General features: G+C 41.7%; 25 protein-coding genes and 1 tRNA gene. 12 read left to right on the forward strand and 14 right to left on the reverse strand.

Going from position 1 to position 25,955, the window contains the following annotated elements:
• The 4 genes from KO531_RS05380 to KO531_RS05395 form a co-directional block, all read left to right on the forward strand.
• Window positions 1–544, forward strand: a 544-nt coding sequence (locus tag KO531_RS05380; protein WP_219250562.1) for a hypothetical protein, incomplete at its 5' end; no start/stop codon positions are given.
• A 52-nt stretch (window positions 545–596) separates the two neighbouring features.
• A complete protein-coding gene (locus tag KO531_RS05385) occupies window positions 597–1,682 on the forward strand; it encodes a DUF1566 domain-containing protein (RefSeq protein ID WP_219250563.1) in 1,086 nt (361 codons plus the stop codon).
• Window positions 1,683–1,875: 193 nt separating this feature from the next.
• Complete coding sequence (locus tag KO531_RS05390; protein ID WP_212601432.1) at window positions 1,876–2,208, forward strand: hypothetical protein; 333 nt, start codon at window positions 1,876–1,878, stop codon at window positions 2,206–2,208.
• 76 nt (window positions 2,209–2,284) lie between these two features.
• Window positions 2,285–2,545, forward strand: coding sequence for a hypothetical protein (locus KO531_RS05395; protein ID WP_219250564.1), 261 nt, complete (start codon window positions 2,285–2,287; stop codon window positions 2,543–2,545).
• A gap of 69 nt (window positions 2,546–2,614) precedes the next feature.
• Here KO531_RS05395 and KO531_RS05400 read toward each other — a convergent pair whose 3' ends face one another.
• From KO531_RS05400 to KO531_RS05410, 3 genes are all read right to left on the reverse strand, one after another.
• Window positions 2,615–2,851, reverse strand: a complete 237-nt coding sequence (locus KO531_RS05400) for a helix-turn-helix transcriptional regulator (RefSeq protein ID WP_219250565.1) — start codon at window positions 2,849–2,851, stop codon at window positions 2,615–2,617.
• A gap of 160 nt (window positions 2,852–3,011) precedes the next feature.
• On the reverse strand, window positions 3,012–4,682 hold the full coding sequence (dcm, locus tag KO531_RS05405; protein ID WP_219250566.1) for a DNA (cytosine-5-)-methyltransferase: 1,671 nt from the start codon (window positions 4,680–4,682) through the stop codon (window positions 3,012–3,014).
• 83 nt (window positions 4,683–4,765) lie between these two features.
• Window positions 4,766–6,094, reverse strand: coding sequence for an MvaI/BcnI family restriction endonuclease (locus KO531_RS05410; protein ID WP_219250567.1), 1,329 nt, complete (start codon window positions 6,092–6,094; stop codon window positions 4,766–4,768).
• Between the two features lie 421 nt (window positions 6,095–6,515).
• Here KO531_RS05410 and KO531_RS05415 point away from each other — a divergent pair, with 421 nt between their 5' ends.
• Window positions 6,516–7,571, forward strand: a complete 1,056-nt coding sequence (locus tag KO531_RS05415) for a DNA cytosine methyltransferase (protein ID WP_219250568.1) — start codon at window positions 6,516–6,518, stop codon at window positions 7,569–7,571.
• 19 nt (window positions 7,572–7,590) lie between these two features.
• On the opposite strand, the gene KO531_RS05420 is transcribed toward KO531_RS05415, so the two are convergent.
• The 9 genes from KO531_RS05420 to KO531_RS05460 all read right to left on the reverse strand — a co-directional run bounded on the left by KO531_RS05420 (window position 7,591) and on the right by KO531_RS05460 (window position 17,464).
• A complete protein-coding gene (locus tag KO531_RS05420) occupies window positions 7,591–9,606 on the reverse strand; it encodes an ATP-binding protein (protein ID WP_219250569.1) in 2,016 nt (671 codons plus the stop codon).
• A 619-nt stretch (window positions 9,607–10,225) separates the two neighbouring features.
• Window positions 10,226–11,482, reverse strand: coding sequence for a Y-family DNA polymerase (locus KO531_RS05425; protein WP_219250570.1), 1,257 nt, complete (start codon window positions 11,480–11,482; stop codon window positions 10,226–10,228).
• The gene (gene umuD / locus KO531_RS05430; RefSeq protein WP_219250571.1) at window positions 11,483–11,890 is read right to left on the reverse strand and encodes a translesion error-prone DNA polymerase V autoproteolytic subunit; all 408 of its coding nucleotides are present in this window, start codon (window positions 11,888–11,890) and stop codon (window positions 11,483–11,485) included. It abuts the gene before it with no gap.
• A gap of 61 nt (window positions 11,891–11,951) precedes the next feature.
• Window positions 11,952–12,182: a hypothetical protein gene (locus tag KO531_RS05435; protein ID WP_219250572.1), complete on the reverse strand. Its 231-nt coding sequence runs from the start codon at window positions 12,180–12,182 to the stop codon at window positions 11,952–11,954.
• A gap of 105 nt (window positions 12,183–12,287) precedes the next feature.
• On the reverse strand, window positions 12,288–12,611 hold the full coding sequence (gene yecR / locus KO531_RS05440) for a YecR family lipoprotein (protein WP_219250573.1): 324 nt from the start codon (window positions 12,609–12,611) through the stop codon (window positions 12,288–12,290).
• A gap of 33 nt (window positions 12,612–12,644) precedes the next feature.
• Window positions 12,645–13,211 (reverse strand): hypothetical protein, encoded by a 567-nt coding sequence (locus KO531_RS05445; RefSeq protein ID WP_219250574.1) that lies wholly within the window; start codon window positions 13,209–13,211, stop codon window positions 12,645–12,647.
• A gap of 53 nt (window positions 13,212–13,264) precedes the next feature.
• A complete protein-coding gene (locus KO531_RS05450; RefSeq protein ID WP_219250575.1) occupies window positions 13,265–13,630 on the reverse strand; it encodes a hypothetical protein in 366 nt (121 codons plus the stop codon).
• Window positions 13,631–13,672: 42 nt separating this feature from the next.
• Window positions 13,673–14,143 (reverse strand): hypothetical protein, encoded by a 471-nt coding sequence (locus KO531_RS05455; RefSeq protein WP_219250576.1) that lies wholly within the window; start codon window positions 14,141–14,143, stop codon window positions 13,673–13,675.
• 510 nt (window positions 14,144–14,653) lie between these two features.
• Window positions 14,654–17,464, reverse strand: a complete 2,811-nt coding sequence (locus tag KO531_RS05460; RefSeq protein WP_219250577.1) for an ATP-dependent helicase — start codon at window positions 17,462–17,464, stop codon at window positions 14,654–14,656.
• Window positions 17,465–17,928: 464 nt separating this feature from the next.
• On the opposite strand from KO531_RS05460, the gene KO531_RS05465 reads away from it, so the two are divergent.
• From KO531_RS05465 to KO531_RS05495, 7 genes are all read left to right on the forward strand, one after another.
• On the forward strand, window positions 17,929–18,639 hold the full coding sequence (locus KO531_RS05465; protein WP_219250578.1) for a hypothetical protein: 711 nt from the start codon (window positions 17,929–17,931) through the stop codon (window positions 18,637–18,639).
• A gap of 192 nt (window positions 18,640–18,831) precedes the next feature.
• Window positions 18,832–19,767, forward strand: a complete 936-nt coding sequence (locus KO531_RS05470) for a site-specific integrase (RefSeq protein WP_219250579.1) — start codon at window positions 18,832–18,834, stop codon at window positions 19,765–19,767.
• Window positions 19,764–21,797 carry an AAA family ATPase gene (locus KO531_RS05475; RefSeq protein ID WP_219250580.1) on the forward strand — a complete coding sequence of 678 codons (2,034 nt, stop codon included), beginning with the start codon at window positions 19,764–19,766 and terminating at the stop codon, window positions 21,795–21,797. The genes KO531_RS05470 and KO531_RS05475 overlap by 4 nt, the downstream gene beginning before the upstream one ends.
• A gap of 39 nt (window positions 21,798–21,836) precedes the next feature.
• Window positions 21,837–22,343, forward strand: a complete 507-nt coding sequence (locus tag KO531_RS05480) for a hypothetical protein (protein WP_219250581.1) — start codon at window positions 21,837–21,839, stop codon at window positions 22,341–22,343.
• A 69-nt stretch (window positions 22,344–22,412) separates the two neighbouring features.
• Complete coding sequence (locus KO531_RS05485) at window positions 22,413–22,856, forward strand: JAB domain-containing protein (protein WP_115335485.1); 444 nt, start codon at window positions 22,413–22,415, stop codon at window positions 22,854–22,856.
• Between the two features lie 19 nt (window positions 22,857–22,875).
• Window positions 22,876–23,280, forward strand: coding sequence for a DUF2787 family protein (locus tag KO531_RS05490; protein ID WP_219250582.1), 405 nt, complete (start codon window positions 22,876–22,878; stop codon window positions 23,278–23,280).
• A 127-nt stretch (window positions 23,281–23,407) separates the two neighbouring features.
• Window positions 23,408–23,740: a YegP family protein gene (locus KO531_RS05495; protein WP_219250583.1), complete on the forward strand. Its 333-nt coding sequence runs from the start codon at window positions 23,408–23,410 to the stop codon at window positions 23,738–23,740.
• Between the two features lie 129 nt (window positions 23,741–23,869).
• Here KO531_RS05495 and KO531_RS05500 read toward each other — a convergent pair.
• Both KO531_RS05500 and KO531_RS05505 read right to left on the reverse strand, forming a co-directional pair.
• A tRNA-Leu gene (locus tag KO531_RS05500) sits at window positions 23,870–23,956 on the reverse strand.
• Between the two features lie 289 nt (window positions 23,957–24,245).
• Window positions 24,246–25,835 carry a bacteriohemerythrin gene (locus tag KO531_RS05505; protein WP_105251482.1) on the reverse strand — a complete coding sequence of 530 codons (1,590 nt, stop codon included), beginning with the start codon at window positions 25,833–25,835 and terminating at the stop codon, window positions 24,246–24,248.
• Window positions 25,836–25,955 lie beyond the last annotated feature (120 nt).

Below are 25,955 nucleotides of genomic sequence, written 5' to 3' on the forward strand. Positions count from 1 at the left end.
GTTAGGTATCATAGCCTCTGCGGTTGTTACGTTTGTTGCATTACTTATCGTCTTAATCATTCTCGGCATTCGTTTCGGTGAACCATTAAATATTATCTATGTAAAAGAGGGTGTCCTCGAAGACTACAAGCAAACCAACATAGGTCAGGCGTTTGATAAATGGACGCCTTGCGCCAACACGGCTTGGGACGAGCAACAAGCCAGTAATGGCATTACCACAGTGGTATATACCTGCAATATGAAGCTGAAACACTTCAAACAAGTGGGTCAAAAAGCCTCTGAGGCAGTAACTGGAAAAGTCGATGAAGCCTTTATCTCTCAGGTCACACGCGCATCATTGACGATTCAGTTTCTCATCAATCTCGACGATACCTTTGAAGTGAATACTGCAAAGTGGCAACTGTCATTGGGAGAAGGTAAAGAGTACACCCCGTATATCACCGCCAACAATGCCCTAGATGACATCTACAGTAACTCACTCAACAAGGCTATCGGCGAAATATTCACACCAGAAAACATCCTCCTCAATCAAGTAACGAAGTAATCATCACAACCAACCGCCTGCTTTAATCAGGACCACATAACAGGGAACACCTATGAATAAGTGCATACACGCAAACATCAAACTCGCCATAAAGTCGATAAAGACACCGCCATCAAAGGCAAACACACTGCTTTTGAGCATAGTCGCAGCAACATTACTCGCTGGCTGTGGCGGCTCGGAGGGTGACAGCAACGATGACAACGGACAAGTCGCCCCAACGGTCTACAGTATCCCCGCGACGGCAAGCCTTGGCGGAAAAATCAGCCCAGCAATCAACATGGTTGAATCGGGTCATGCAACCACCTTCACCGTGACCCCCGATACCGGCTATCAAATCGATGATATCAGTGGTTGCGGCGGCGCATTAACTCAAAACAGCTATACAACAGCAGTCATAAATGCCCAGTGTGCAGTCACCGTATCTTTCAAACTCAGCACGTATAACATCACAACGCAGGTCAGTACGGGCGGCAGTATCAACCCAGAAAGCATGAATGTAGGGTTCGACACTAATGCCAGCTTTACTATCTCAACGGACATCGGCTATCAAATTGAATCCGTCACAGGCTGTAACGGTACGCTCAATAACAATGAATACACCACAGGAACAGTGACATCGGGCTGCCAAATCAACGCTACATTTACCCCAACTGGTGATGGTTCGCTTGCTACGCGTTATCTTGATAATGGCGATGGCACCATTACAGACTTGCAGTCCAATCAGATGTGGATGCGTTGCAGTATCGGGCAAACATGGCAGAACAAGAGTTGCCAAGGTAAGGCAAGCAGCTTCACTTGGGCAGTTGCAAACGCAATGTCATACTCAGATGGTAATTACTCCGATTGGCGCTTACCGACAAAAGATGAGCTGAATTTACTCACTTACTGCTCATCAGGCAAACCAAGATATTGGAAAGTTGGCGATGGGGTATGCGAGGGTGATTTTGACAGTCCAGTTATTGCACAAGCTGCGTTTCCACAAACTCCCGCCGCACCATTCTGGACATCTACCGCAAGCGGCAATTTTATCAATATTGGGTATGCATGGAATATTCATTTTGCACATGGATACGGGGGTTGGAATTCCTCAGTCGTTAACATGCATGTTAGGTTAATAAGAAACGTATCTAAGAAATAACAACAGCCAATCAGGTAGGCATTGCAGGAAAGCGCAGCAATGCCTACCGCTTCTAGTCCAAAGATTACCTTTGAAATGAATACCTTTCTGTAAATAAGAAACTGGCAATATCAATAAGCCATTGTCCTCTCATACCCTCGCCATTGGATGGTTTCAAATGATAGGATACCTACATAAAACTCAGGAGCTTGAAATGACACACTATAAACGCGAGTTTGGTGAAGACTTTAATTTAGGCTTTAACCTCGCTGATTTCCCTTGGTTAACAGATAAGAGCTGGCACAATGACGTCAGCCCAAGCTTTACCTTTAAAGCAGGTTCTCAGTACCTTGTCCTTTGGGTCGACTATGAAGAACCTGATAGTCGCGAACTTGGGCAAGAACGCTACCTTGTGATGACGGCGATCAACGAAGGCACAGAGACTGACCCAGAAATCTACACGGGTGAGGATAGCGAAGTAGTATTGGCGACTGAAAGCCCCTCTGAATTAACGGCATATCTGAGACAGCTAGCCTCAGCCCATTAATCATGTAACAACAATCAAGATGGATTTCGTAAAGGCTATTGCAAGCACTTGAATCAGAATTAAGTATAGGAAAAATATGATGAATAAATTTGAGTTAGGCGCTGAAGGCGTTGGTGATGTTCCTGACTATCTAGCGCAAGAGGGATTGGAATTGGCGGTTCTTTACTTTGAGGAACACGATTTAGAACCAGCAGAATGTTATGCGGCCTACAAGCAAGCTCCAGATTCTGAGCTAGGTCAGGCTTGGTACGCAGCCGAAACAGAAGCCAATAGAGTTATCCAAGGAAATAAAAAGTATGATAACTCAATGATTGTGTTAGTTAATGAGTTGGCTTAACACCATTACCTTGATACTACGCATTGCCTGAGATGAAAACAGCCTATGAAAGTAACTCAAACTGAGCAGCTATGACCCCTGTTTAATCAGCTCAATATGTAACCTATGGATAAACTCTTCAGAACTCACACCCAGCGCATCAATTAGCCCTTCGAGCGAATCAAGGGTAATGTTGCGAACTGAGCGCTCAACTCCAGAAATGTAAGTGCGATCAATGCCAGACTTCCTTGCCAATTGCTCTTGGCTTAGTCCAACCTCGTTGCGCAATTGCCTTAAAGTTAACGCTGTTGCCTGTTTAATACTCATAGCCAGCCCTTCGCAGAGTTAAAGAGAAAGATAATCCCAAATCATTAGCGAAGCCGCAACCGACTATGAGTCACATACCAACTTTTTTACTTGTTCAATGAATAAGTTACAGGCTTCAGAAACGGCAACTCTAAGATGACGTTTTTTGCATTTCATCGCCCTACAAACATCTTTTCAGCAAATCAGCCACACCACTAAATACTGGTACAACTACAGAGTTACCAAATTGCTTATACGCAGCGGTGTCGGCACACACAATTCTGAAGTTAGTATCGGCTTCGCTTCTGTCTTTTTCTGGCTTTTCAAAGCCCATTAAACGCGCACATTCACGAGGCGTTAAACGGCGGGGAGTGCGGTACTGGGAGTCGAATTCCTCTGCATAACGACCGTGCTTTTCATCATACATAGTCTCGCCTTTTTTAATCTGTTCATTAAAAGCATCTTCAGTCGATTCAGGGTGACTTTTCTTCCATTTATTCGCAAACGCTAAAGCAAACTGTTCTCTATCTTGATTTTTGCGAATAGCGAACTCCTTTCTACGCTCAAGATACTCATCCGTTAAGCCATTTTGGTTTATCAGAATTTCTGAACCGTCTTTGTAATAGCGAGCAGATAAAGTGCGAGTTACTGCTTGTTCATTTTTAGGGTCAACTAATCCAAAACCGAAACCATTGCCCTTACTCTGATGCTTGAGAGCATAGTGGTATAGGTAGTTCCATAAGTTTGGCGTAAGCGTGTATTTATCTTGCTCGGCTTTGCTGAGTGGAAGCAGAATGTCTGCTAATGAATAGCGGCGTTCTGGCTTAGGGATGTCTTTTAAACTTAATCTTGCTAGTTCAGGTTTGGCTGCTAATACGTCTTTTCTCACACCGACTAAAACGATACGTTCGCGGTGTTGTGGCGTAAATATTGCGCCATCAATGATTGTCGGCTCAGGCTTACGCATACGTACAATTTTAATGGCTTCTTCAATATCATTATGCTGATTACTGATATCAGCAATCCAGTAACCAGCTTTATCTAACGCTCTAATGATCGTTGCGAATGTATTTCCTTTGTCGTGGCTTTTAAGGTTTTTTACGTTCTCAAGTACGAAGTATTTTGGCTGCCTTACTGTAAGTATCTGTTCAACATCAAAAAACAATGTTCCTTGAGTATCACAATCAAAACCGTGGGCGCGACCCAGTGAGTTTTTCTTAGAAACTCCAGCCAGAGAAAACGGTTGACAAGGAAAGCCTGCAAGCAATACATCATGCTCTGGAATGTGCGACAGAATGCTTTGCTTTCTTTCGTCTCCAGTTGCTTTGTCATCACCACTCCTTGTTACCTTTGTGATATCCATAAATGATTTGTTTCTATGCGGGTCGTCTTCCTCACTGTTTAGAAAGTAAGGCAATTCGTTATCATCAACAAAGTGGTTTGCAAGGTACGTTCTGCGAGCATTTGCATCGTATTCACTTGTAAACACGCACTTACCACCGGCTGCTTCAAAGCCTTTTCTTATTCCGCCAATACCTGCGAATAAGTCGATAAATGTGAAATCAGGATTATCCCAGTGTGCTGGTTTACGAGGCAGTAAGTTTTCTCTAAGATGCGCAATCGCTCTTTCATGGAAAGTGATTGGATGGTCTTCAGCTGAAGCTTTCCACTTATTAAGCTTCTCTCTCGTCACAGATGTGAAATCGCCGCCAAGCGACTGAAATCGAATCGCGAGATTTTTCTGATCATAAATCTCGATAAGTAGATTAAGTAGCTTCTCGCTTTCTTTTCTATTAGTTTCAATTCTCAGTTTGTCAGACTGATCACCTATAAGTATTTCGTTATACAACATAATGCTATCTTCTGGGAGCTATGAGTGAATAATATCACACAAAATTCCCAGAGAGTAATTTTATATTGTATGGATATCCAGTACTAAGCTTCTCTTAAATCGAGTTCTCGTAGCGAACGATACAACTGATTAATATCTTTCCACTTCACCCTAAACTGGCTTCGTTTCTTCGGTTTCCATTTACCACTATCTAACTTCATGTTGATGCCCGGGTCATAATAGATAGCACAGTTATAAAGCGATTTTAGAAAATGTTCTAAAGATGTGCCCTGTCCCAATGTCACATGAGGACCATACGAATAGTGTGGAAGCTCATTATCCTTATTTGCTGTATAAGTTACGTAGCACGTGTTTGAGTGCTTTCTCTTCCAGTGTTCAATGACTTTATCGAAGCTCCAGCCTGCCGCTAATTTTCCATCTTTATCTCTCAGCATTAAGCCGCCATCAGGGTCTGTTATTTTTCCGGACTTGGAATCGTATCCTTCCATTTTCATGGTTAGGTTAGTTTTGCTGTTTTCTTTGTTTACATCGTGACGGCTCGCAAAGTCTAAGCGCTCTTCTTGCTTTCTAGTGGCATAGCAATCTAGAAACGTTTTTAAACCATGTTCAATATAAATACCGGTATTGGGTTCTGGTGTCATTAATGTAACCACTGAACCAGAATGCGACTTTAGCTCCCAATCCATAAAATCAGGATCAGCGCATCCGTTAGGGGTGATATTAAACTGTGCTTCTAGTGTATAACCTCCGCCGTTCTGAGCTTTGTAAGGGATTTTCGTACCGTCAGCTTGTAATCGACATGATTCAATTGGACCGCCTTCATAGATGGCTCGCAATTTGTCTAGCAGTTTCTCTTCGCTAGTTTTTCCAACAGCTACCGATTCATAAAAAACAGAAGCCACTAGTTTTGCTTTGCTATCGACGACTAGCTGTTTTAATTCCAGTGCAAGTTCATCTTCCCATGATGTGCAATATGCCCAAATGGTTGTTTTATTTACACCCAATACTAGATAGCGATGCATCCCCATCCTTTCGGCTCGTTCTTCTAGTGTTGGAGGTTGCATCAAATGGCGAGGTGTTATGTCTAACTTTCGGTTAGTTCCAGCTAAAAAGCCCGACATACGAATTTCAGGATATTTTGGGTATAAGATGATTTGGCTATTTGGCGCTCGATCAGTATTCCCATCTTCGTCCATCCAGTAGAAATCCAATGGAGCCTTAAAAATAGGGCCTTTTTTACTGATGCCATCTGCATAAATCTCACCAGAAGGAATCGAGCGAATCACATCAAATTCCGAACCCAAGTAGATCTGTTGTTTGGTGTTATCATTGTTAGCTAGCGATTTAAAAAATATCCGTGAAGCTCCAAGCTTACGCATCTGTTCTGAAATAGCTTTAAAACTAGTCATCATCCCTCTAGGAGCTCACAGATTGAGCAGTTGAGTTATATCAAAAATAACAAGAACACGCTAAGTTGTTCATTTGTAATGATAGTAACTGCAAACTCTACAAAATCCGCAAGGAAACTGCACTTTAATTATGATTAAAGTGCAGTTTTCGCGAGTTATAGCGCTTAATCGACGTGTTTTGTGCATTATCGTGACAAACTCGTATAAAACTTAGTTTATGCAGCTTAAAGTGCATAAATAGTCACATATCCATTCATTTTAGACGCTAAGTCGTCGCATAAGCTGAGAAAGCGCTTTAGCATAACGAGCGGTAAGCCAATGGTAGAGATCAGTAACGTAGGTTGATTTTTATTACTAGAACATCGATGTTTTCATAATAGTCTGGTAAACTTGACACCAATGATTTTTTAACAGGTAAAGTAAAGTGAGCATCAGAGCAATAGATTTGTTCTGTGGTGCGGGAGGGTTAACTCACGGGCTACAGAGATCTGGTATTGACGTTGTTGCAGGTTATGATATTGAGTCTCAATGTCGTTATGCATTTGAAAAAAATAATAAAGCTGTCTTTATTCAAAAAAGTGTTGCAGATTTAACTAAGAATGAATTCAACCATTACTATGGTGATGCAGAAATTCGGATCCTTGCTGGTTGTGCACCTTGTCAACCCTTTTCTGCTTACAATAAAAAAAGCACTGAAGAGAACCAAAAAGATGCTCGTTGGAGCCTACTAACTAACTTTGGCTTACATATTGAGAGTGTATTACCAGAAATAGTAACAATGGAAAATGTCCCTCGCCTTGCCAAACAATCTGTGTTTAATGATTTTGTCGAAAAACTAATTTCCCTAAATTATGATGTAACCTACAAAGTCATTTTTTGTCCTGACTATGGTATGCCACAATCTAGGTCGAGGTTAGTCCTTTTGGCGTCTCGTCTTGGTCCAATAAAGCTCATAGAACCAACTCATACTTCAGATAATTATGTGGTAGTTAAAGATGTCATAGGTCATCTGCCCCCAGTAAATGCAGGAACATCACACCCGAATGATAGACTTCACTGCGCATCACAAATGTCAGAACTTAATTTACGACGTATTCGTGCATCTAAACCAGGAGGTACTTGGCATGATTGGCCAAAAGAACTGGTGGCAAAATGTCACATGAAGAAATCGGGAAGCACTTATGCTTCAGTATATGGTCGGATGAGTTGGGGCAAGGTTGGATCGACTATAACTACCCAATGTATAGGTTTTGGTAATGGAAGGTTTGGCCATCCAGAGCAAGACCGCGCGATAACCTTACGTGAAGCAGCAATACTGCAAACTTTTCCCGACCATTATGAGTTTTGGCCTTCTGATATTAAAATGGATAAACGGCCAATTGCCAAAATGATAGGTAATGCAGTACCTGTTAGACTAGGTGAAGTCGTTGGCGAAAGTATTATCAAACATTTAAACGAAGCTAAAAAAAGCGCCAAATAGGCGCTTTTTAATTCTATCATTATATTTTATCAATAATATTTTTTATCCGGTCTGATTCGCTTCTGCTTGCTACATATTCGTTATATGCTTGCTTAGATTGTGTAATGAGATCTGTATAGGTCATTATTCTAGCATGTATAGACTCTAACTGTTTAGCATTGTAGTCATCACCTTCAAAAGGTGGTAGTGAAGGTGCTTTACCAAGCAAGAAAATAACCTCTATATCAGGTATTTTTCCATTCATTGGGCAGCTTGCAGGATTGTTATGATACCACTGTTTAACTGCCACTAGATATTTCCTCCCCTGAACAACAAGCTCTTCAATAGAAGGCTTAACTTTTGGTCTTTTCATTTCAATAATGATATGTTGACCAGCGATTGTTTTGTACTCAATGTCTAGCCGTGCACCTTTCTCCGCATCCTGATGTACTTGTTTTAATTCAGCGGTTAAAGTTCTTTCAATTTGTTGTGAGCCAGAAGCTCTTTCCCATGACGGATCGAGTAACCACAAATGATCATAGAGATACTCTTGAACTACTTTTTCAAGCTCATTGTCATCTGTAATTGATTGGAAACGGTCAATTACAGCAAGGCGTTGGGATGTGATTTGATGGTATAGTGTTGCTTCAATATCATCAATTGAAGAAAAAATATCCTTGAATATTTTAGAATGAATATCATGTTCGCTATCTAAACGATCCAAGTTGTCTTGAATTCGTAGTTTTTCAAAAGCAAGCACTGTGTTTTTAAGAACAGTTTTTTTTGCGAGTTGAGGGTTCTCTCCAGAAAAACTCATGGTATTTATTTGGCCTATCACTTTTCTGGCGGCTTTCTCTTCAAGACCTCTAAGACTAGCAAACCACTCTTTGATTGCTGGAGATTCTTCTTCTGCCTCTTCAGCACCTATTTCACGACGCCAGTTATCCCAATCTTTATCTATTTGAGATAGTATTTTGGTGAAATAGCTCTTTAAAACAGGATAACGATTGTCGTCCTGCTGCAATTTTTGTCGTGAAGATGTTGCCATATCTTCTTTATCATTTGCATCTAGTAAATCGATCTCTATTTCACCCACTAGATAATTAGTGAAATGTTTTGCGCTGCCAAACTCGGGTAGAATATCTTCATCAAAAATCCTTCCATTTGAAATAATTGCTACTGTATTATTTGGTACTTCAGGATCTCGTTTCAAAACATTTGGCGTTAAAACACTACCAATATAACCTCTTACATCATACTCTTGGCCTTGAAAATTTATTATCCCATCAAGTACACCATTTCTTTTTAGGCTTTTACATTCTTTATTCCTATTTGGATCTTTTACACCTATCTCCCATAAGAATTGTAATTCTTTTAAAAAGTCCCTATCCGCAAAAGATATAGGCGTGTTATTTATTACCACTTCAAATTTATGAGCTTCACCAATAATGCTGAAGCGTCGAGCGAGCTTCTTTCTTAAGTAACCCTCTGTTCTGCTTATACTTTTCTTCAGCTCAAACAATTTTATTTGAGTTCCTTGATTCTGATTGAATTGTGAAATTATTGGCTTTGCTTTATATGGAACTTTACTTTTAATAGCATCTTGGAGGGCGGTTACATCTATTTCAAATGCAATTGCTTGAGAGTTGGCAATTTTTGATGTTACCTGAATTTTTTTTGCAAGCGAAAACATGGCAAGCTTACCTATGCCTTTTCTTCCCATAACCTGTCGATTGTTAGAGTCACTTCTTGAGCGTTTGTCATCACGCCGAGCATAACCGACATTAAGAAAACGGTTTTTAATATCAAGATCTGACATGCCATGTCCGTCATCAGTGATAAGTACTTCCCCCTTATCTTTATCTAAAGTAATTGTAACATTAGCTGCATCAGCATCCCAAGCATTAGAAATAATTTCCGTTAATACTGCGGGAGTATTTGAGTAAAGGCTCATACCTAAATGATTTAACACATTCATATCTAACTTGATATAATATTCACCTTCAATCTCTTCCGCCTTAGCTGGAGTTGTAGTCGTAGATTTATCTGTCATCATATTTTATATCCCTATTTAAGCACTATATTGAGCTTTTGGTTTTTTCTGTAATTATTACTGCATTTTCTTTTTGATTTTATACCATAAATCAACTATCAAAGTGCTTCCCCATGAAAATTACCTTATTTAGAATCGGCCTTGTTAATCAAATCATTCATAGGTAAGCCTGCAGTGGGTAACAATATGTTTGCAAGTGTCAATTTTACCTTCAATGAAAAAATGCTAACCCAGCATAACAATACACGATGCTATGTATGGTATGTCCTTCGTTGCGCAGTTTTCCTATCAATAGTGTAATTTCATACTCACTGTAATTTCTATGCATCCTTGAATGCTAACGTCTTAGTATTTATGCGCGGTACTATTTCCCTCATTAGACCAGTAAAATCACGTACTATTTGCTATTAACAAGCTGTATTACATGAGTTTATCAGCTTTCGAATAACTACATGCACCATCAGAAAAAATGCCACTGACATTGACTAAAACACTCAAAACCAAGCGATTAAAATACTACTGGACTTTCAAAACAGAGCATTAATGAGAATTTTTAGAGTAATGAGCTTACAAGTTTACGGTTCGCCAGCCGAGTGCTAGCAAACTTTGGGGCATAACCTCGTTAGCACTTAATACGCGGTACACTTCGCCATTTAGTTGTGTATTGAGGCGTCAATAAGTCCCTCCGCATTGCCCATTTTTGCTCTATGCCTTGAGCTGCAACAAACAGAGTATCACAGCCATAGCGTTGGTTAATGTGATCGAGTGTAAGCATTAGCGCTGGCTTTGCCGTTGGTGGATTGAACAAATCTAATTGGCTATGCCGTTCGCTCGCTAAGTCAATCAAACCTACGCCTATCTTGTAATAGCGTACACCTTCACGAAATAGCTTGGGTGCGGCTTCACATATAGCCTTAGTCAGCTCTATCGTACAGTTAGTTGGACAAGGAAAGTGCACCACGGTTTTATAGCTAACAGGCCGCTCATCATGGGGTGAGTTAGTAGCAAATAACAGCATAGTCTTGCAAACTGAGCCTTGCTTACGTGCTTTTGCTGCGGCAATACCAACATGCTTACTCAATGCTTGCAATAATGACTCAAAATCTGTGATGCGTTCACCCATGCTTCTTGTCGAGAATATCTGCTTCTTATCAGCCCTCGCTTCATCCCACACCTTGCATACTTGGCCGTTAAGCTCTCGTACTGTGCGCTCGACTTCGATACTGAACTGTTTACGGGCTAATCCTGCTGGCATGTTAGCGAGGTCAAACGCAGTACGGATATTCATCAGTTCGAGCTTCGTACTAATCCTACGTCCAATTCCCCAAACATCACCAACTGCAAGCTGCTTTAGAATAGCGATTCGGTCTTGGTCATTGTCGATAACACAGACACCGTTATAACCCTCTATCTGTTTAGCAGCATGGTTAGCTAGTTTCGCCAGCGTCAAGGTTTCCGCAATCCCCACACAAACAGGTAAACGGGCTTCTTTCCATACAGCGCGTCTTATCAATTGCCCTTGGGTATGCAGGCACTTTATTGCAGGAAAGCAGTTCTTAAACGACAGGAAGGTTTCATCGATACTGTAGACATGCTGCTCAGGCGCAAATCGGCCAATGATATCCATCATCTTGCTAGACAAATCAGCATACAGTTCATAATTAGACGAACAGGCAATAACACCACGCTTAGCGCAGAGTTCTTTAACTTGAAAGTAAGGCACAAACTTCTGAATACCCGCTTCTTTAGCCTGTCTATTGGCTGCAACAATCATCCCATCGTTATTACTGAGCACTATTACAGGCTTACCACGCCAATCAGGTCGGAACACCTGTTCCGCGCTACAGTAATAGCTATTGGCATCGACTAGCGCAAACATCTACTTTTCACTCAATAAGGGACTTTTACGGTGGCAACGAATAGAACGAGTAATAACCCCTTCAATACTAAATTCATCGTATTCGTGAATGATGACAGGTTGGTGTTGCTGATTGGAGGAAAGCAGTAAGCGGCGGGGTATATCAATGATTTTGCAAACAAACTCCCTATTTAAACTGGCAACAATCACATCGCCATTACGCACAGTCTCGTGGCGGTCAACAATGAGTAAGTCACCATCAAAGATGCCGACATCTTGCATCGAATCCCCTTCTGCAAAGGCGAGAAAAGTCGAGCTTGGATGGTCAATCAATAACTCATCCAAGCTTAGACCTAACTGAGTGTATTCAGCAGCAGGTGACTCAAAACCAGTAATGCCAGCATGGGCAGGTATAGGAATAACACGCATAGCAATAAACCACTGTAATTATATACAGCAATTATAGGCGTAGAATCGCAGCTAGCAAGAATTATTCAGCGACCTCAATGTAACACCATTGGTTCTTCTCTTTATCGAAGGTCACGTTAATGTTCATTGGGTCGGTATAGCCTTGTTCAGCTCGGAGGGATGCAATCTCGCTTATCTCTGCTAAGTCATCAATACACTGTGGCTGCATTAATGTGTATAAAAACATGGCTATAAAACCGAACAAGGTTAACAGGATTGAAGTGACTAGCACCCGTATAGGTCGGAAAATCATGGTCAGCTTTCCTTAGCCAGAGAATTGAAATACCTTCATCAATATGACGATAGCAAAGATTTCTATCAGTGCAAGTAGGGTAGAGGATAAGGGCGACTCACTTCACTACTTGAGGCACTGAAACACCTTCGTAACTTTAACCCTCACACAATCGCCATTATATGTTTCAGCACAGGATTTAGTGGCACCACCGAAAGCTTCTGCGTTCAAATACCCCCACCCCTGACATTTTTGATTTGCTATTAGATTTGCCTCATGATCATCACTTGGCGGAGTATCTAAAATGGGGCGATATTCGTATGCAAGTGCTACAGTACCATTTGATTTACTGCCATCCATTGCAGTCCAATTAATAGGAACGCTTGAGCAACCACTGACAATAACTAGTGTCAATAACGCTAGTGAGCCTGAGCTCATATGATATTTCATCCTCTACCTTCCCTTTTGTATAGTTTATAAGCGCTATGCAACCAACTGAACCGCTTTGCGAGTAATGATGAATTTTCTCGTCCCTTTACTCCCATAATCCAATCGAAGAATTCCAAACTCAACTAGAGTCTTGAGATCGTCTTCTACAAATCTCGGTTCTTCAATATTAAGTTGGCCAGCTCCAATAAGTGAAAAAGCAGAATTCCTATCCCCTAAATATTTTTGTTCCCAGCACTCACTAGCACCAGAGGCTACAAATTGCTTAACAATTGAAATGGCTTGTTCTGAAAAAATACTATCAGGCCGAATGGTTGTAGCAAGGCTAGAAAAGGTGTCGATATTCGTAGCAATTGAGGCCAAAATCATATCCAGTGAATCTAGTCGCGTCACTAAATCGTGATGATTCAAGACCAAAAGAGATTGAAGCTGACGAGACAACATCTGATTCTGCTCAATGCCAGAAACAACATCTTCGTGGTGCTTTTCCTTTAACCATGTAATAAATTCGGATAGCTGCCCACCTGAACGCTCACTTTTAAAGTTACTGAGTAACCCAACTATCGTTGAGAAACTTGTTGCAATAGAAAGCGGATCTAACATTATGGACTCCTTGTTTTGTTAGTAAATTGGACGATAGGGCCTTCTTAGTAAGTCTAATCCCAATGACGTCCTAAAAATCGCGCAAAAAGCCCTGCAAAGCTCATCTCATTACGTTGGGCTGTTGGCAATATAAAATAATTGCGAACAGTGAAAAGCAGCCCTGCCACGCCACAAGCAATACCCACATAATGAAATACGCGTATCCAACGGTGATTAATGACTTCTAGGCCTTGGTTAACACTACTCCCCACTTGAGTGACATGCACAGAGCTTAACCAATAGGGAACGGCATAGTAGAAGAGTAGGAACGTGATTAGGCCATATAGGAAAGCACCATACCAAGACAACCGACTAACGATAAACACTGAGTCTGATATTATTTGGTTGGCGTGGCTTCTGCGTCTGTAGCGTCTTCCCATGACATAAATTCCTTTAGTTAAGCTTCTCTAGTACCTTAACGATCACGAGCACATTGCCACTCTAGCTCTGGGATACAATGGTAAAATTGGCTCATCAAACTTATCGTACAATGATTCAGACATAGTATGCACATAGGGTCTTGGGCCACCTATTTCTGAACCTTCGTTATATATATCCAACAAATATAAAATCACATCGTTAACACTTTTGAGTTTATGTACTTCCTTCAATGTCTGAAGCGCCACCTGAGTCTCATGTTTAAGGCGGATTTTCTTCCTACGTTTTTCGTACATTGTCCTTTTAAAGCTTTTGAGGGTTTCATGGCTTAAATAATCAAACCAATCATTTATAGACATGAATGAACTGTCTTCTAGTTCAAGCTTGCCCGTCTTTTTAACAAAAGCATTCAAGTCATCCAGCATCCGCGGATGTTCATTTTTCTCAACCAAAACAAATAGTTTATCAAGAGAATCATTGATGACGTCAAACTTCCATTCTAGCAATTTACTCATTTACTTTCCCTCTGCTACAAGCCCACAATTCCATTGATAGTAATTAAAGTTCGATACTTTAAACTTGGTATAAAGCACGTTTTCCACACAAACGTCAATATGTTAGAAAAAGACGCAAAACAGCAACACTCCATAAAAAAGAATGCCCTAAGTATGATGCTAATCGACAAATTCTAGACATCCTAATATACTACGGCGAGATCGTTTTCCTCTCTCACAATCCTTTCCGTACACCGACGAACCACTGTTACAGGACAGAATAGTCAAGGTTCGTTAACACGTATCAGTGCAACTCCAAGCGTTTCCAGTTCTAATAGTACGTTTGTTCTGTGTATGAAAATAAACTCAGGATTGGTTGCCAATTATTCAAAAAGCAGTTCTCTTGTTCAGGCTTGATTTTAAATAACGGCAAAGATGAGCGGCTAGCGATCACAAACAAGTCAGAGATGATCTGGCAGGCGTAGTTTCTGCGTTTGTATCGTTGTCCCATGGCATTTATTCTCTATGTAGCTAGTCGACGATCTCAAGAAGATTTTTCGGCAGATCAAGGAATATGCTCCCTTTTTTGCCTCCATTACCACTAAGTGCAGAGTAAAATGCCCTACCATTTTTGTTGATAATGAGTGTCATAGCAGCCTTCGCTCGCGTAATTGCCACGTATGTATTGCACAATTCCTCTTTGTACGATGAGAGTCCCTTTACATCGAGAAGAGGATCTATCACATAACAATGAGCGGCTTCTTTACCTTTTGCACCATGATAGGTTTGTGTTATTTCTTGCCACTCCTTATTCAACCCAGCACGATCTATGGCTTCATTAATCAACAAAATATGATCTCTATAGCGGCATAAGATTAAGTGGCAAGTAGCATCTGTTTCTTGCTGCTTAATATCTTCTACCAACCAAGCTAAGGCCTCATCAAAATTGGAGCAATATTTCGCACTTGGCTTCGCATCTTCCACGCCAGTGACAGCGCTTTCAGAGCCAAAGAAGTTAGGACTAATCTTACGCCTGACTATATTCCCAAGTTCTACGATTGAAGGAGTTGAACGATAATTCAACCGTAGTTGGTAGCGAGCACTTTTTGTTGGGAACACATCCTCGAACTTTTTAAGGAAGTAACTCTTAGCACCTCGAAATTCAAAAATAGACTGAGCGGGATCTCCAACCATGAAGACATTGATCCCAACTGAATACAAATGCTTGGTAATTTCCCATTGAATTGAGTTGCAGTCTTGAGCCTCATCTACAATGAAATGCTGAAGTTCGCTTTTAAGCCGCTTTCTTGTAGCTTTGCTATCTAATTGCTGCTTGACATTTACAAGCATATCATTGAAATCACGTTTATTTTTAGCCTTTTTCCTTGCCTCATACACATCAAATAACTCTTGCAATGTTTCAGTAGCGTCAACCCATTCAGGATTTATCTTCTTTGTAGCACCATCGATACTTTGGTTCTCGAAATTTGCCATCCTCTCAAAGATTGAATATGCATTTTGAGCAACGATATCAACTATATTCATCTCCGTATCATCATAGCCACCGCCATCGTAGATAATGTTGGTAAGCATTTTCTTGGCCTCATCAGGTGTTAGCGCTGTCTTCTTAACACCCTCTAGCCTATTCAACAACTTGTTACACCAACCACTAAAAGTGTCGACTGCAACACCCTTTGAATCGACATCCAAAGCCCTAATTCTAGACTCAAATTCCTCTTTTGCTGGATTGGTGTAGGCTAAAACGGTAATAGATGTAGATTTAACTCCTGAGTCCAATAGAAACTTAACTTTGTCGACAATTAGCCGTGTTTTACCTGCACCTGGGCATCCCTCGACATAAACAGCTCGTTTATTAGAAGAAACGATATCCGATGGACTGTGACTTATCTCTTTGTTTGATTCGACTATCGGCTTAATGGCTTTACGTACGGCATTTACTTGATTTCGATAGTTACCTTTTGTTGGTTCGAGCAATTTGATTGGAGTGAAAATGGCTTTTAACACTGACTCCAATTTTAACATCAGCGCTTTGTCGAGGTTGGCACGATCTATGTCAAAGCAAGCTGTACCCTTGCCATGCCTTTGCTCAATGAGATCTCTAAGGTCTTTTACTTTCGCTAGGCTCTTATTCTTGATTAGCGCCTCAAGAGCATCATCATCTATCTCGGCTAAATACATAGGTTTGATTAACTGAACATCACTAAGTAAGGAGTCCAAAATCTCGATATCTTTAAGAAGGACATTATCCTTTATAGGGTCAAAGAATTTACGAGATTCAAGGCGGTAGCTACACACCTGCGAAGGAAACCAGTCATCAATACCATCAAGCTGATCCGCGATATCCTTCCATTGAGTATTAAAACCTTCAAGACATTTACGAGTGAAAACCTTATTTTCCTTAAGAACTTTATCGTAGGCGACACAACGGTGGTGATATCGGTCGCCAATATAGGTGGTTTCTTTTGCTCGCTTACTTTGCTTGGGTAAACATTCAGATGCAGATCGTCTATTATCTTTAGTCAACATAAAACCGAATAGCTGAGATACGCCATACATAATATATCCAGTATGCAACTCCAGCAGTAACGCATTTTTCATCAAAGAATTATAGCGATTGACTTGTAACACAGAGTGAAATTGATACAACATATAAGATACTAACTCATTACCCACCCGAGTAGGAATAAACTCGATCTCGCAGTTATATTTAAGATCCCTGTCCTTATTATGCGCATTTTTAAGATTAGCAATGTGAACATTAATCACTCTATAATCATCACCATCCACAAAAATTTCATATCTGTCAGTGTAAAAAGGTATAATGTAAGTAGATTTAAAGTCAGAACTTTCATAAGAAAAATCTTTATTTATTTTCAAATGCAAACTTGATTTTTTTATTTTTAAAAATGTTCGCCTATTATTATCTTCTGAATTCCTAACAAAACAAAACCCATCCTCACTATCCAATAGTTTATCTATGTCATTTTGAGTAAGCTTCAAGCCTATGCGTATATAGTCAATATCAACTGTATCTTCGCTGATGTCATCAATAGCTGCTTTCATGAGACTTTGTTGGTACTCAACTATTTCTCTATCTCGCAGCACACTCATAATCTTAGCGATCTTAGTTGTATAGTTTAATGATACTGGATTAGTAAGCTTAGCTATTTTACGATTAAGTTCTGGCTGAACTAATGGGTATTTAGCATTACGTGATACATCAAAAATCTTACTCGGAACGATATTACTAAAGACTGTGTTTTCATTGGAATTGCTAGTAGGTGACTTAGTATTACTCTTAGATAGCTTAGAACTACTCATTCTCTAATACCTATATAATTGAATATTGATCTGACATTTAAGAGCATTTATCTAATAGATACTACCTCTATCTAAGGATGATAACCACTGCTTTTTATCTCGCTACAAAGCGGTTATCACAGTACATCAGAAATGTATAATGACGAAAGAGAGCCAAACACGATTAGAGCAAGATAGTTCATCCATTGGATCTAGATATCGTTCTACACTAAGGATTGATTAATTCTCTCATACAACAAGTCAAATCTACAGTTTCATTGCTGAAACTGAATACACTAAGCAATAAAGCGAGTTGAGATCTGGCTTAACGAAGAAAAATATAGCATGGACAGACTATAAATTTAGCATGGACAGCAGATACTTATGGCATGAACATGCTAAAAAATTACCGATGGACAGATTAAATTATCAAGCTAAAATAATTGGTAAACTGGTTCGTAAAATAAATTTAAGGAGGGGCTAATATGGGTAGAGATCGCAGAGATAGAACTATGGAAGAATGGATTAATGATGGAGACAAACTATTAAAAAAGATGGGGAAGAAGCACAAACAATATAAAAAAGTCAGTGCTCTACTGTCAGATTTAAAGAGCGATAAAGATGATGTAGATAAACATAAAACAATTGATGCACTAAATTTAGAAAAAGATTCACTCGGTGAAGCATGGTTGAAATGGACTAAGAGTATAAAACAAAAGGCTAAGGATGAAGAAAGGCATAAATTTTATATTAGCGATAAAACATACGATGACATCCTTAGCTTTATTGGATTAAAACATGAGGATGGCAAATTTAAAAAACATGATAAAGGTGGCAAGAAAAACAAAACCAGTGACAATAAAATATTCACAATATTATTTGATCATATAAGCAGTTTTGGTGTTAGTGACGTTAAGGAAATGTACGCCCTGATTGATGAGTTAAATAAATTTGGCTCAGCGTCTAGTGAGCGATATTCAAAAGACGCACTTACAAGTGAAAGCAAAGGCTACAAAGGTGAAACTGGTAAAATAATTCACGCCATCATTGAAGAATTGAAGCGCAACAAAATTACCAACTTCGAAAAACTGAAAAAAATTAGAAGTACTGTCAATAGAGAATTAAGTGAAGACAACAAACAACTCTTGGATGAAAATGAGAAATTAAAGCGGAGAATACGTGAGCTTGAATTATAACTTCCGCTAGATATCAATTGATATTAAAATATGTGGTTCATTCAGAAGTTCCCCAGCCCCCAACCGTGTCAAAAACAGTGGCTGAAATTTAGGCTCAAAAGTGATACTATGAAGGTGTTTCTAGTATCACTTTTCCCTTCTCGTTCAACCCTCTAAACACAATTCAACTTAATACACTTACTGGAGTTCTCTATGACTACAGCGACCCCTTATGCGCTGTATTTGAGCCGCCTGTCTATTAATAGTCAGCGCTCTATCAGCTCACAAATTCGCAGTATTGCGCGACTCATGCAATGGCAAGAAAACAGTCTCGATGACAAGCTGTGCCAGATTGACTATCAACAAGCACTGCAAATACGCGCCGTGATGACTCATGCGCAGTGGTCAGCGCGTTCCATCAACCGCGCCATGATAGCGATTAAGAACATCGTCAAAGTGGCGGCCTTGATGAACAAAGCCGATTTATCGCAAGTCGCAAACTTGCAGACCATTAATCAAGTAAAGCACGGTGAGCATCAAGGTACACCGTTAAGCACCGAGCAAGTGACCGCGGTATTGGATTACTTTAGGGCTCAGAAAGGCGTCTTTGCTACCCGTAATCTGGTGATATTCAGCCTGTTCTTGGGTACTGGATTGCGCCGCAGTGAGTTATCGGCGTTGATGCTGAGTGACTATGATGCCAACTTGCATACCCTGACAGTGGCTGCGGGTAAAGGTAACAAGAGTCGCACCTTGTTCTTACCTGAATGGGTAGAGCAAAATCTGCTGGCATGGCTTAAGTTACGTCAGCGCCAGCAGGGTTATTTAGTGTGCAAATCGACGCTAACTGGCAAGCTTAAGTTAACCGAGCCAACCACCCCCACGGCCTTGTATCGGTTAGTTAAAGATACCTTGTATGAGCTAGGAGTGGATAACGTATCGCCCCATGATTTACGCCGAACCTTTATAACTCGTTTGCTTGAGCAAAACGTGGATATCAATACCGTGCGCCAAATGGCAGGACACGCCGATATCAGTACCACTACCATTTACGATAAACGTGACCATGCGTTTATGAAGCAAGCCGCTGCGATGCTGGATTACATTCCGCCTGAAAAGCCTATTAAACGGGGGCGCGGCAGTCGATGATAAACGTCAAGCCCATCGCTAAACACGCTAAGCATTGCTATTACCTTGCGACTCAAATCGCCGAAGACTTATTGCTGTCAGCCGTCGATTATGGCTTTCAGTATATGCCGTCCTATGCGATTAACTCGTTAGTAGGTATCAAGCTGCAACATGGTATTAACCATGATATCGACAGCACTCTAGCGCTGTTTCCACTTAAGGATAATTACCCTGTAATGGCTGAAACGGTGCAGCACAATGCGCGGTTTCTGTGTGAACTGTTTAAGCTAGATGCCGCGATGAAGCCCATGATGGTACTTATCATCGTGCTCAATGCCAATGCAGGGCTGAAAGAGTTGCTTAATCTGTTAGCTGACCATGATGCGGATATCCTCATTCATTGGTTAGAGCAAGAAACAGGACTCAGCAGTGATGATATTCATGGGCAGCTAGAACCTTTAGCCCGTAATCGCTTTATTGAGGGAGCAGCATTACTCCTACCGCATTTGTTGAGAATACCGGAGCCGTTTAGAGTATTGCTGGTGACCGAAAAGCTCACTCGCCGTGAAGCCTTGCTCGCGCCGATTATCAAGCACAGCCCTGCTGCACAGTTCAAGCTGAAGCAATTTGAGCATGTGAATGCCGATTTAGTGTATCGCTATCTAAGGGCTGCCATGGCTCAGCGGCTTAAAGGCGTTAACATTTTGCTCTATGGTGCAGCGGGTACAGGCAAGACCGAGCTATCTCGCACCTTGGCAAAAGCACTGCGGCGCAGCTTAGTGGAAGTGCAAAGTGTGCAGTTTGAGGACGGTAAAGTCACTGATGAGTTCTTGAGTAAAGAGCCGACTAGCCAACGCTTAACCTACCTTAATCTACTGCAAAGCTTGCTCGATGGCTCAGATGAAAGCCTGTTGTTGGTTGATGAATGCGAAAGCGTGTTTAAGCATGCCGATGAGCATTACTCCAAAGAAGGCTTAATGCGCTTACTGGAAACCAATCCTGTACCTGCTATTTGGATTACCAACCATGTATCGCAACTTGAACCAAGCTACATACGCCGCTTTAAGTTAGTGATGGAAATCCCTGTACCCGATGAAGCCTTTAGCTTTGCCATGAGTAAAACCATGCTCAAATCACTCAAGGTATCGGATGCGTTTCGCTTGGTGTTAGCCAGTAAATCTAATGCCGCTCCGGCTTATATTGCGAACGCCGCCCATGTGGCAAGTACCTTAGCCTTAACAGGGGATGAGGCTGAAATCGTGGTATTGGATGTTATTGATGCCACCCTTGAAGCCTGTGGTGAAGAGCCGCCAGCATCTAAATATCAAGGCCAGCTTAGTTTTGAGCCGAGCTGCTTAAACCTTAACGCCATCGACGGACAAGATGCGCAGTCCATTATCAGTGATATCGATACCGCAATAGCCAACAGTCTGCCTGTTAGGGTGTTACTCAATGGTCCCCCAGGTACAGGTAAAACAGGTTGGGTACATCACTTAGCTGAAACCCACGGTATGGATATCATGCACATCAAGTGCTCTGATGTACTCAGTAAGTATGTCGGTGAGAGCGAGCAGAACATTGCAGCGCTGTTTAGAGAAGCGCACAGAACAAAGAAGCTGATGCTCTTTGATGAAGTCGATAGCTTGCTCAGTCAGCGTGAGAGCGCTCAAGCGCAGTATGAAGTGCAGCTCATCAACGAACTGCTGTCACAGCTTGAATGCAACACTATGCCTGTGTTTGCAGCAACTAATGCACTCAGCGCTATCGATAGCGCAGTGATGCGCCGCTTTGACTTTAAACTGACCTGTGACTATCTGACTGAAAGCCAGCGCCAGACCTTGTATAAGCAAGTATTGGGTATCACTAAGTTAACCCAAACCGAAGTAGACCAACTTCACGCACTACAACAATTAACGCCCGGCGACTTCGCTATCGTAGCAAGGCGCATGTTATTTCAACCTAACCAAAACCACAGAGCCACGGCCATTACTCTGTTAACGCAAGAAAACAACCGTAAACAAGCCACGCGCCGCATTGGCTTTATCAACTAACCCCAGCACAACCCACTAAACCACGAAAAGGAACACCCCATGACAACATTATTGAGTTCGCTCAAGGTTATCGCTCGCCCTGAAATTGCCGTTAAGCCGCCTATCATCGGCAAAAGAACCCGCTTGGTTGACAAGCTGAAGCAGCAATTGGATATGGCCGAATGCTTTATCCAAGGCAGCGAGTTTGAAGCCTACCGCGAGAAAAGTGTCAAAGACCCTGAGACAGGAGAGCGTAAGAAGGTACGCCGCCGTATCACAGTGCGCCCATGGTACTACGACAGTGAAGGTCACTATTACTTCGAAGTCCGTATCGGGATTAAGCCTATCGAACTGGTAAAGGATAAACCCGCCATTGATGTCGGTGATAAAACCCTGCTACCTGACACCATCAAGCTGATTATCGATGCCGTGGAGAAAGGTGAGCTAGATGAGTTCATCCTCAAGGCATCTAAGTTCCCGACCAAGAAAACTAAGGCTAACGCTGAGGCCAGTAAAGAACCAAAGAGTGAGGCGAAGAGCGATACCTCAGCCAAAACCACCAAGTAATGCACACACTATCAGGAGCAGAAGGAAGTCCCTTCTCTCCTGAGTCTTTAGCACTAATAGGGATAGACCATGGCGATTATCCGTGAAATCAATGTCAAATATCAGTTCAAAGAAACCCAGTGCGCCTTAGCCGAGCAAGCCATAACACGGCCTGAAGATACCGCGCAGGTATTTGACTACCTTAAGCATGAAACCAAAGAAATGTTTATCGTGGCAAACCTGACAACCCAGCACACCATTAATTGCGTAGAAGTCGTGGCGACAGGTTCCGTGAACGGCATCAGTATGCGACCCGTCGAAGTGTTACGCACGGCCGTTATTCTGAATATGCCCAGCGTTATCCTTGTTCATAACCATCCTTCAGGCGATCCAACACCAAGCACTAGCGATATCCAATTCACCCGTAAAGTCATTGAGTGCGCTAAAGTGCTGGACATCAATGTCCTCGACCATGTGATTATTGGCCTTAACCGCTTTACCAGCCTTCGTGAAACCCACTCCGATTTATTCTAATACCGACTAAGGACACAAGATGAATACCATCAACAAAGAGTTGGCCTTGCCTGTCTCTGACAGACTGCTATTGGCATTAACCCCGTTTATCAGTAACCAAGCCGACAATGCCGTAACGATTAACTTTCGTGATCCAGATTACAGCCCACAACGGGGTGGCTTTCATCCTGTGGAAATAAGGCTAGAGAAACACGCCGAGCAATGGCAGTTATGCTACATCACCGACTTTTGCTATGTCGGCTATCAGGGACAATGGGAATTAGTGAAAGAACTGGACTTTGACTTTAGCAGCGGCGTATTTCAAAGCATCAGTGGCCTACTAGTCATTGAAGCTGCAGTAGAGTTTTACCCGATATGGGAGCAAAACTTCCTGTGCTATTGGCAGGAGTTAGAGGTTTTTAATGTCAGTGTGTCGGCAGATTAACCCTCAAAACACTCAAAACCGCCGTAAAAGTCACCTATTAAACACGCTAAAGTCGACTACACTGATGCTCAAGCAGGAAATGTCTTGCTTGCGCTATGGACTGTTTTAAAGAATAAGGAGTAAACCCATGTCAGGATGGTATGAATTAAGCAAAAGCAGTAATGAGCAATTTAAGTTTGTATTAAAGGCGGGAAATGGAGAGGTCATTCTCACCAGCGAGCTTTACACAGGTAAGAGTGGCGCGTTGAACGGTATTGAATCCGTGCAAACCAACTCCCCAATCGAAGCCCGATATGCCAAAGAAGTGGCTAAAAACGAGAAGCCTTATTTCAACCTCAAAGCAGCCAACCATCAAATCATTGGCACCAGCCAAATCTATTCGAGCACTGCTGCAAGAGATAACGGGATTAAGTCGGTGATGGAGAATGGGAAAACAACCACCATTAAAGATTTGACCTAGGCAAGCATGCCCAGTGTGGTGCTTTGCAGGAAGGTGAATGATGAACTCTAGCAAGGTAGCGAGTTGGTAAGTATCTAACATGACTGAATTTTAGATACAAAAAAACCGACGCTAAGGTCGGCTTTGAAGTGGTACCAGTGGCCAGACTCGAACTGGCACGCTTTTAAGGGCGCGGGATTTTGAATCCCGTGTGTCTACCGATTTCACCACACTGGCATAATCTTCAATCTATAAAACTTTGCAAATCTTTGCAAGTGAACTTTTTAAAAATAACTATTTATATCATCAGCTTAGTGACACTAAACCGTAAACACTGTGACTTTTGAATCCCCTGTGTCTACCGATTTCACCACACTGGCATATCAAATATGCACTTAGAAGCAATCAAAACAACTGGCTGTCTCTAAGTGCTGGGAATTATACCTTTGCTTATGACAATGGCAAGTCTTTTGCCGCGACTTTAATACAAATTGCATTTAACCGCTCAAAAATCATGCTCTTGAGGTTATTCTGCGCCATGTGATAATAAAAAAGCGGTATATTCTTTATCACTTTTTTGAATATGGTTTACCAACCAAGCTTTCAAGAAAGCCATTAATTCGTCGGCAACATCTTCACCTCTAACAACCCGCTTTTGAAAATCAAGTACTTGCCCAACTAACTTGCCGTGTTTTTCCTTGTGGCTGTCAGTTTGAGGGTAACCAAAACGCGCAAAGAGTTCCTCTTCATAGGCAAAGTGATTGGCGGTGTAATCCACTAATCCTTGCACGATACGTTTGATGGCTTCGAGTCCATACTCTTCATTTAATGTGCGGTGTAATTCATTGATCAATGAGACTAAGCGCTGATGTTGACGATTGATCTCAGGCATTCCTATGTCTAACTCAGGCCCCCATTTCACAAAGAGTTTATTTTGCGCCTGACTCGAATTAAAGAATGCCGCATTCACATGGAATCGATGCAGCAAGGAGCCGATTTCCTGCGACATGTTATACACTTTCAAACTCGATAAGTTAGTGTTGTTGGTGTGGGAGGCATTACTCAGGGCTAGCTCAGCCATCACACTGATATTTTTATTAATTTCCTCTGCTACTGTATGTTGTTGTCCCGATGCCGTGGCGATTTGGTGGGACATATCGGTAATGGTCTCCACCTGAGCGACAATCTGCCCGAGTGCACTGTGAGCTTGATCAACCATATCAGCCGTTTCGTCGGCAATCGCCACGTTTTTCAACATGACTTCAACACCATGTTGTGCGCCTTTTTGTAATGCGGCGATTTGCTGCTGGATCTCAACCGTGGCTTCGGATGTTCGTTTAGCGAGATTACGTACTTCATCGGCAACTACAGCAAAACCGCGGCCATGTTCACCCGCTCTCGCACTTTCAATGGCAGCATTTAAGGCGAGTAAATTGGTCTGTTCGGCCACCTGCGAAATGGTTTCAATAATGCTACTGATATTGTTGCTGTCGGCGGCCAAGTGCTCGATCACGGTTCGAGTATCATGGATCTGTTGCGACATAGCGCCAATTTTAGTGACTATGCCATTCATGATTTGATCACCGCGCTTAGCAGAACTTTGGGCAATATCAGCTGCCTGCGCAGCACTCACTGCATTTTGCGATACAGCTTGTACGCTTGAAACCATCTGCGTCATTGCACTGGCTGCCAGTTCAGTTTGATGCTCTTGCTCTAACACGCCTTGCTTTGCCTGTTCACTGATAACCTTGATATCCGAGGCGACTTTTTTCATCCCTTCACAGGTATCAGATAAAGACAAAATCGTACGGCTGACATCCTCACCCATGCGATTAATATTATGTACTACCTTAATGAACACACCCGCATCTTTCTCTTCCAATTGATAACTCAAATCTCCCTCGCCTAAGTGGTGTGCTGCACGCTCAAGTTGTCTCAAATTACGAATTAATTTATTGATGTTGAACATTAAAATGGCGGCGAGCGCGCTTAAACACAAAATGGCAACAAAGTGCCCTGTGATCACCAAACAATAGAGGGGATAAATCAGCAACAATAGTGGCGCAAAGATAGAATTATATCCCATTGAATCCTTGTGACTTTTTTTAGAATCCATTTTTTACTCCTTTAAAAAACTGATATCGCGCCTTCATATAAAAACAAGAACGAATAAATGGAATAGCGCGTTAACTGAATATCGATCGAGTTGAATAGGTTAATCCTAGACGCTAACGGA

The organism is Shewanella sp. NKUCC06_TVS (assembly GCF_019345515.1).
Classification (GTDB): domain Bacteria; phylum Pseudomonadota; class Gammaproteobacteria; order Enterobacterales; family Shewanellaceae; genus Shewanella; species Shewanella oncorhynchi.

Coding starts and splice junctions, on each gene's coding strand:
- KO531_RS05450 (WP_219250575.1), bottom strand. CDS start 13,630: ATGGGAAGACGCTACAGACGCAGAAGCCACGCCAACCAAATAATATCA.
- KO531_RS05390 (WP_212601432.1), top strand. CDS start 1,876: ATGACACACTATAAACGCGAGTTTGGTGAAGACTTTAATTTAGGCTTT.
- KO531_RS05485 (WP_115335485.1), top strand. CDS start 22,413: ATGGCGATTATCCGTGAAATCAATGTCAAATATCAGTTCAAAGAAACC.
- KO531_RS05495 (WP_219250583.1), top strand. CDS start 23,408: ATGTCAGGATGGTATGAATTAAGCAAAAGCAGTAATGAGCAATTTAAG.
- KO531_RS05460 (WP_219250577.1), bottom strand. CDS start 17,464: ATGAGTAGTTCTAAGCTATCTAAGAGTAATACTAAGTCACCTACTAGC.
- KO531_RS05420 (WP_219250569.1), bottom strand. CDS start 9,606: ATGATGACAGATAAATCTACGACTACAACTCCAGCTAAGGCGGAAGAG.
- KO531_RS05425 (WP_219250570.1), bottom strand. CDS start 11,482: ATGTTTGCGCTAGTCGATGCCAATAGCTATTACTGTAGCGCGGAACAG.
- KO531_RS05445 (WP_219250574.1), bottom strand. CDS start 13,211: ATGTTAGATCCGCTTTCTATTGCAACAAGTTTCTCAACGATAGTTGGG.
- KO531_RS05410 (WP_219250567.1), bottom strand. CDS start 6,094: ATGATGACTAGTTTTAAAGCTATTTCAGAACAGATGCGTAAGCTTGGA.
- KO531_RS05505 (WP_105251482.1), bottom strand. CDS start 25,835: ATGGATTCTAAAAAAAGTCACAAGGATTCAATGGGATATAATTCTATC.
- dcm (WP_219250566.1), bottom strand. CDS start 4,682: ATGTTGTATAACGAAATACTTATAGGTGATCAGTCTGACAAACTGAGA.
- KO531_RS05475 (WP_219250580.1), top strand. CDS start 19,764: ATGATAAACGTCAAGCCCATCGCTAAACACGCTAAGCATTGCTATTAC.
- KO531_RS05385 (WP_219250563.1), top strand. CDS start 597: ATGAATAAGTGCATACACGCAAACATCAAACTCGCCATAAAGTCGATA.
- KO531_RS05470 (WP_219250579.1), top strand. CDS start 18,832: ATGACTACAGCGACCCCTTATGCGCTGTATTTGAGCCGCCTGTCTATT.
- KO531_RS05480 (WP_219250581.1), top strand. CDS start 21,837: ATGACAACATTATTGAGTTCGCTCAAGGTTATCGCTCGCCCTGAAATT.
- umuD (WP_219250571.1), bottom strand. CDS start 11,890: ATGCGTGTTATTCCTATACCTGCCCATGCTGGCATTACTGGTTTTGAG.
- KO531_RS05465 (WP_219250578.1), top strand. CDS start 17,929: ATGGGTAGAGATCGCAGAGATAGAACTATGGAAGAATGGATTAATGAT.
- KO531_RS05455 (WP_219250576.1), bottom strand. CDS start 14,143: ATGAGTAAATTGCTAGAATGGAAGTTTGACGTCATCAATGATTCTCTT.
- KO531_RS05490 (WP_219250582.1), top strand. CDS start 22,876: ATGAATACCATCAACAAAGAGTTGGCCTTGCCTGTCTCTGACAGACTG.
- KO531_RS05400 (WP_219250565.1), bottom strand. CDS start 2,851: ATGAGTATTAAACAGGCAACAGCGTTAACTTTAAGGCAATTGCGCAAC.
- yecR (WP_219250573.1), bottom strand. CDS start 12,611: ATGAAATATCATATGAGCTCAGGCTCACTAGCGTTATTGACACTAGTT.
- KO531_RS05435 (WP_219250572.1), bottom strand. CDS start 12,182: ATGATTTTCCGACCTATACGGGTGCTAGTCACTTCAATCCTGTTAACC.
- KO531_RS05395 (WP_219250564.1), top strand. CDS start 2,285: ATGATGAATAAATTTGAGTTAGGCGCTGAAGGCGTTGGTGATGTTCCT.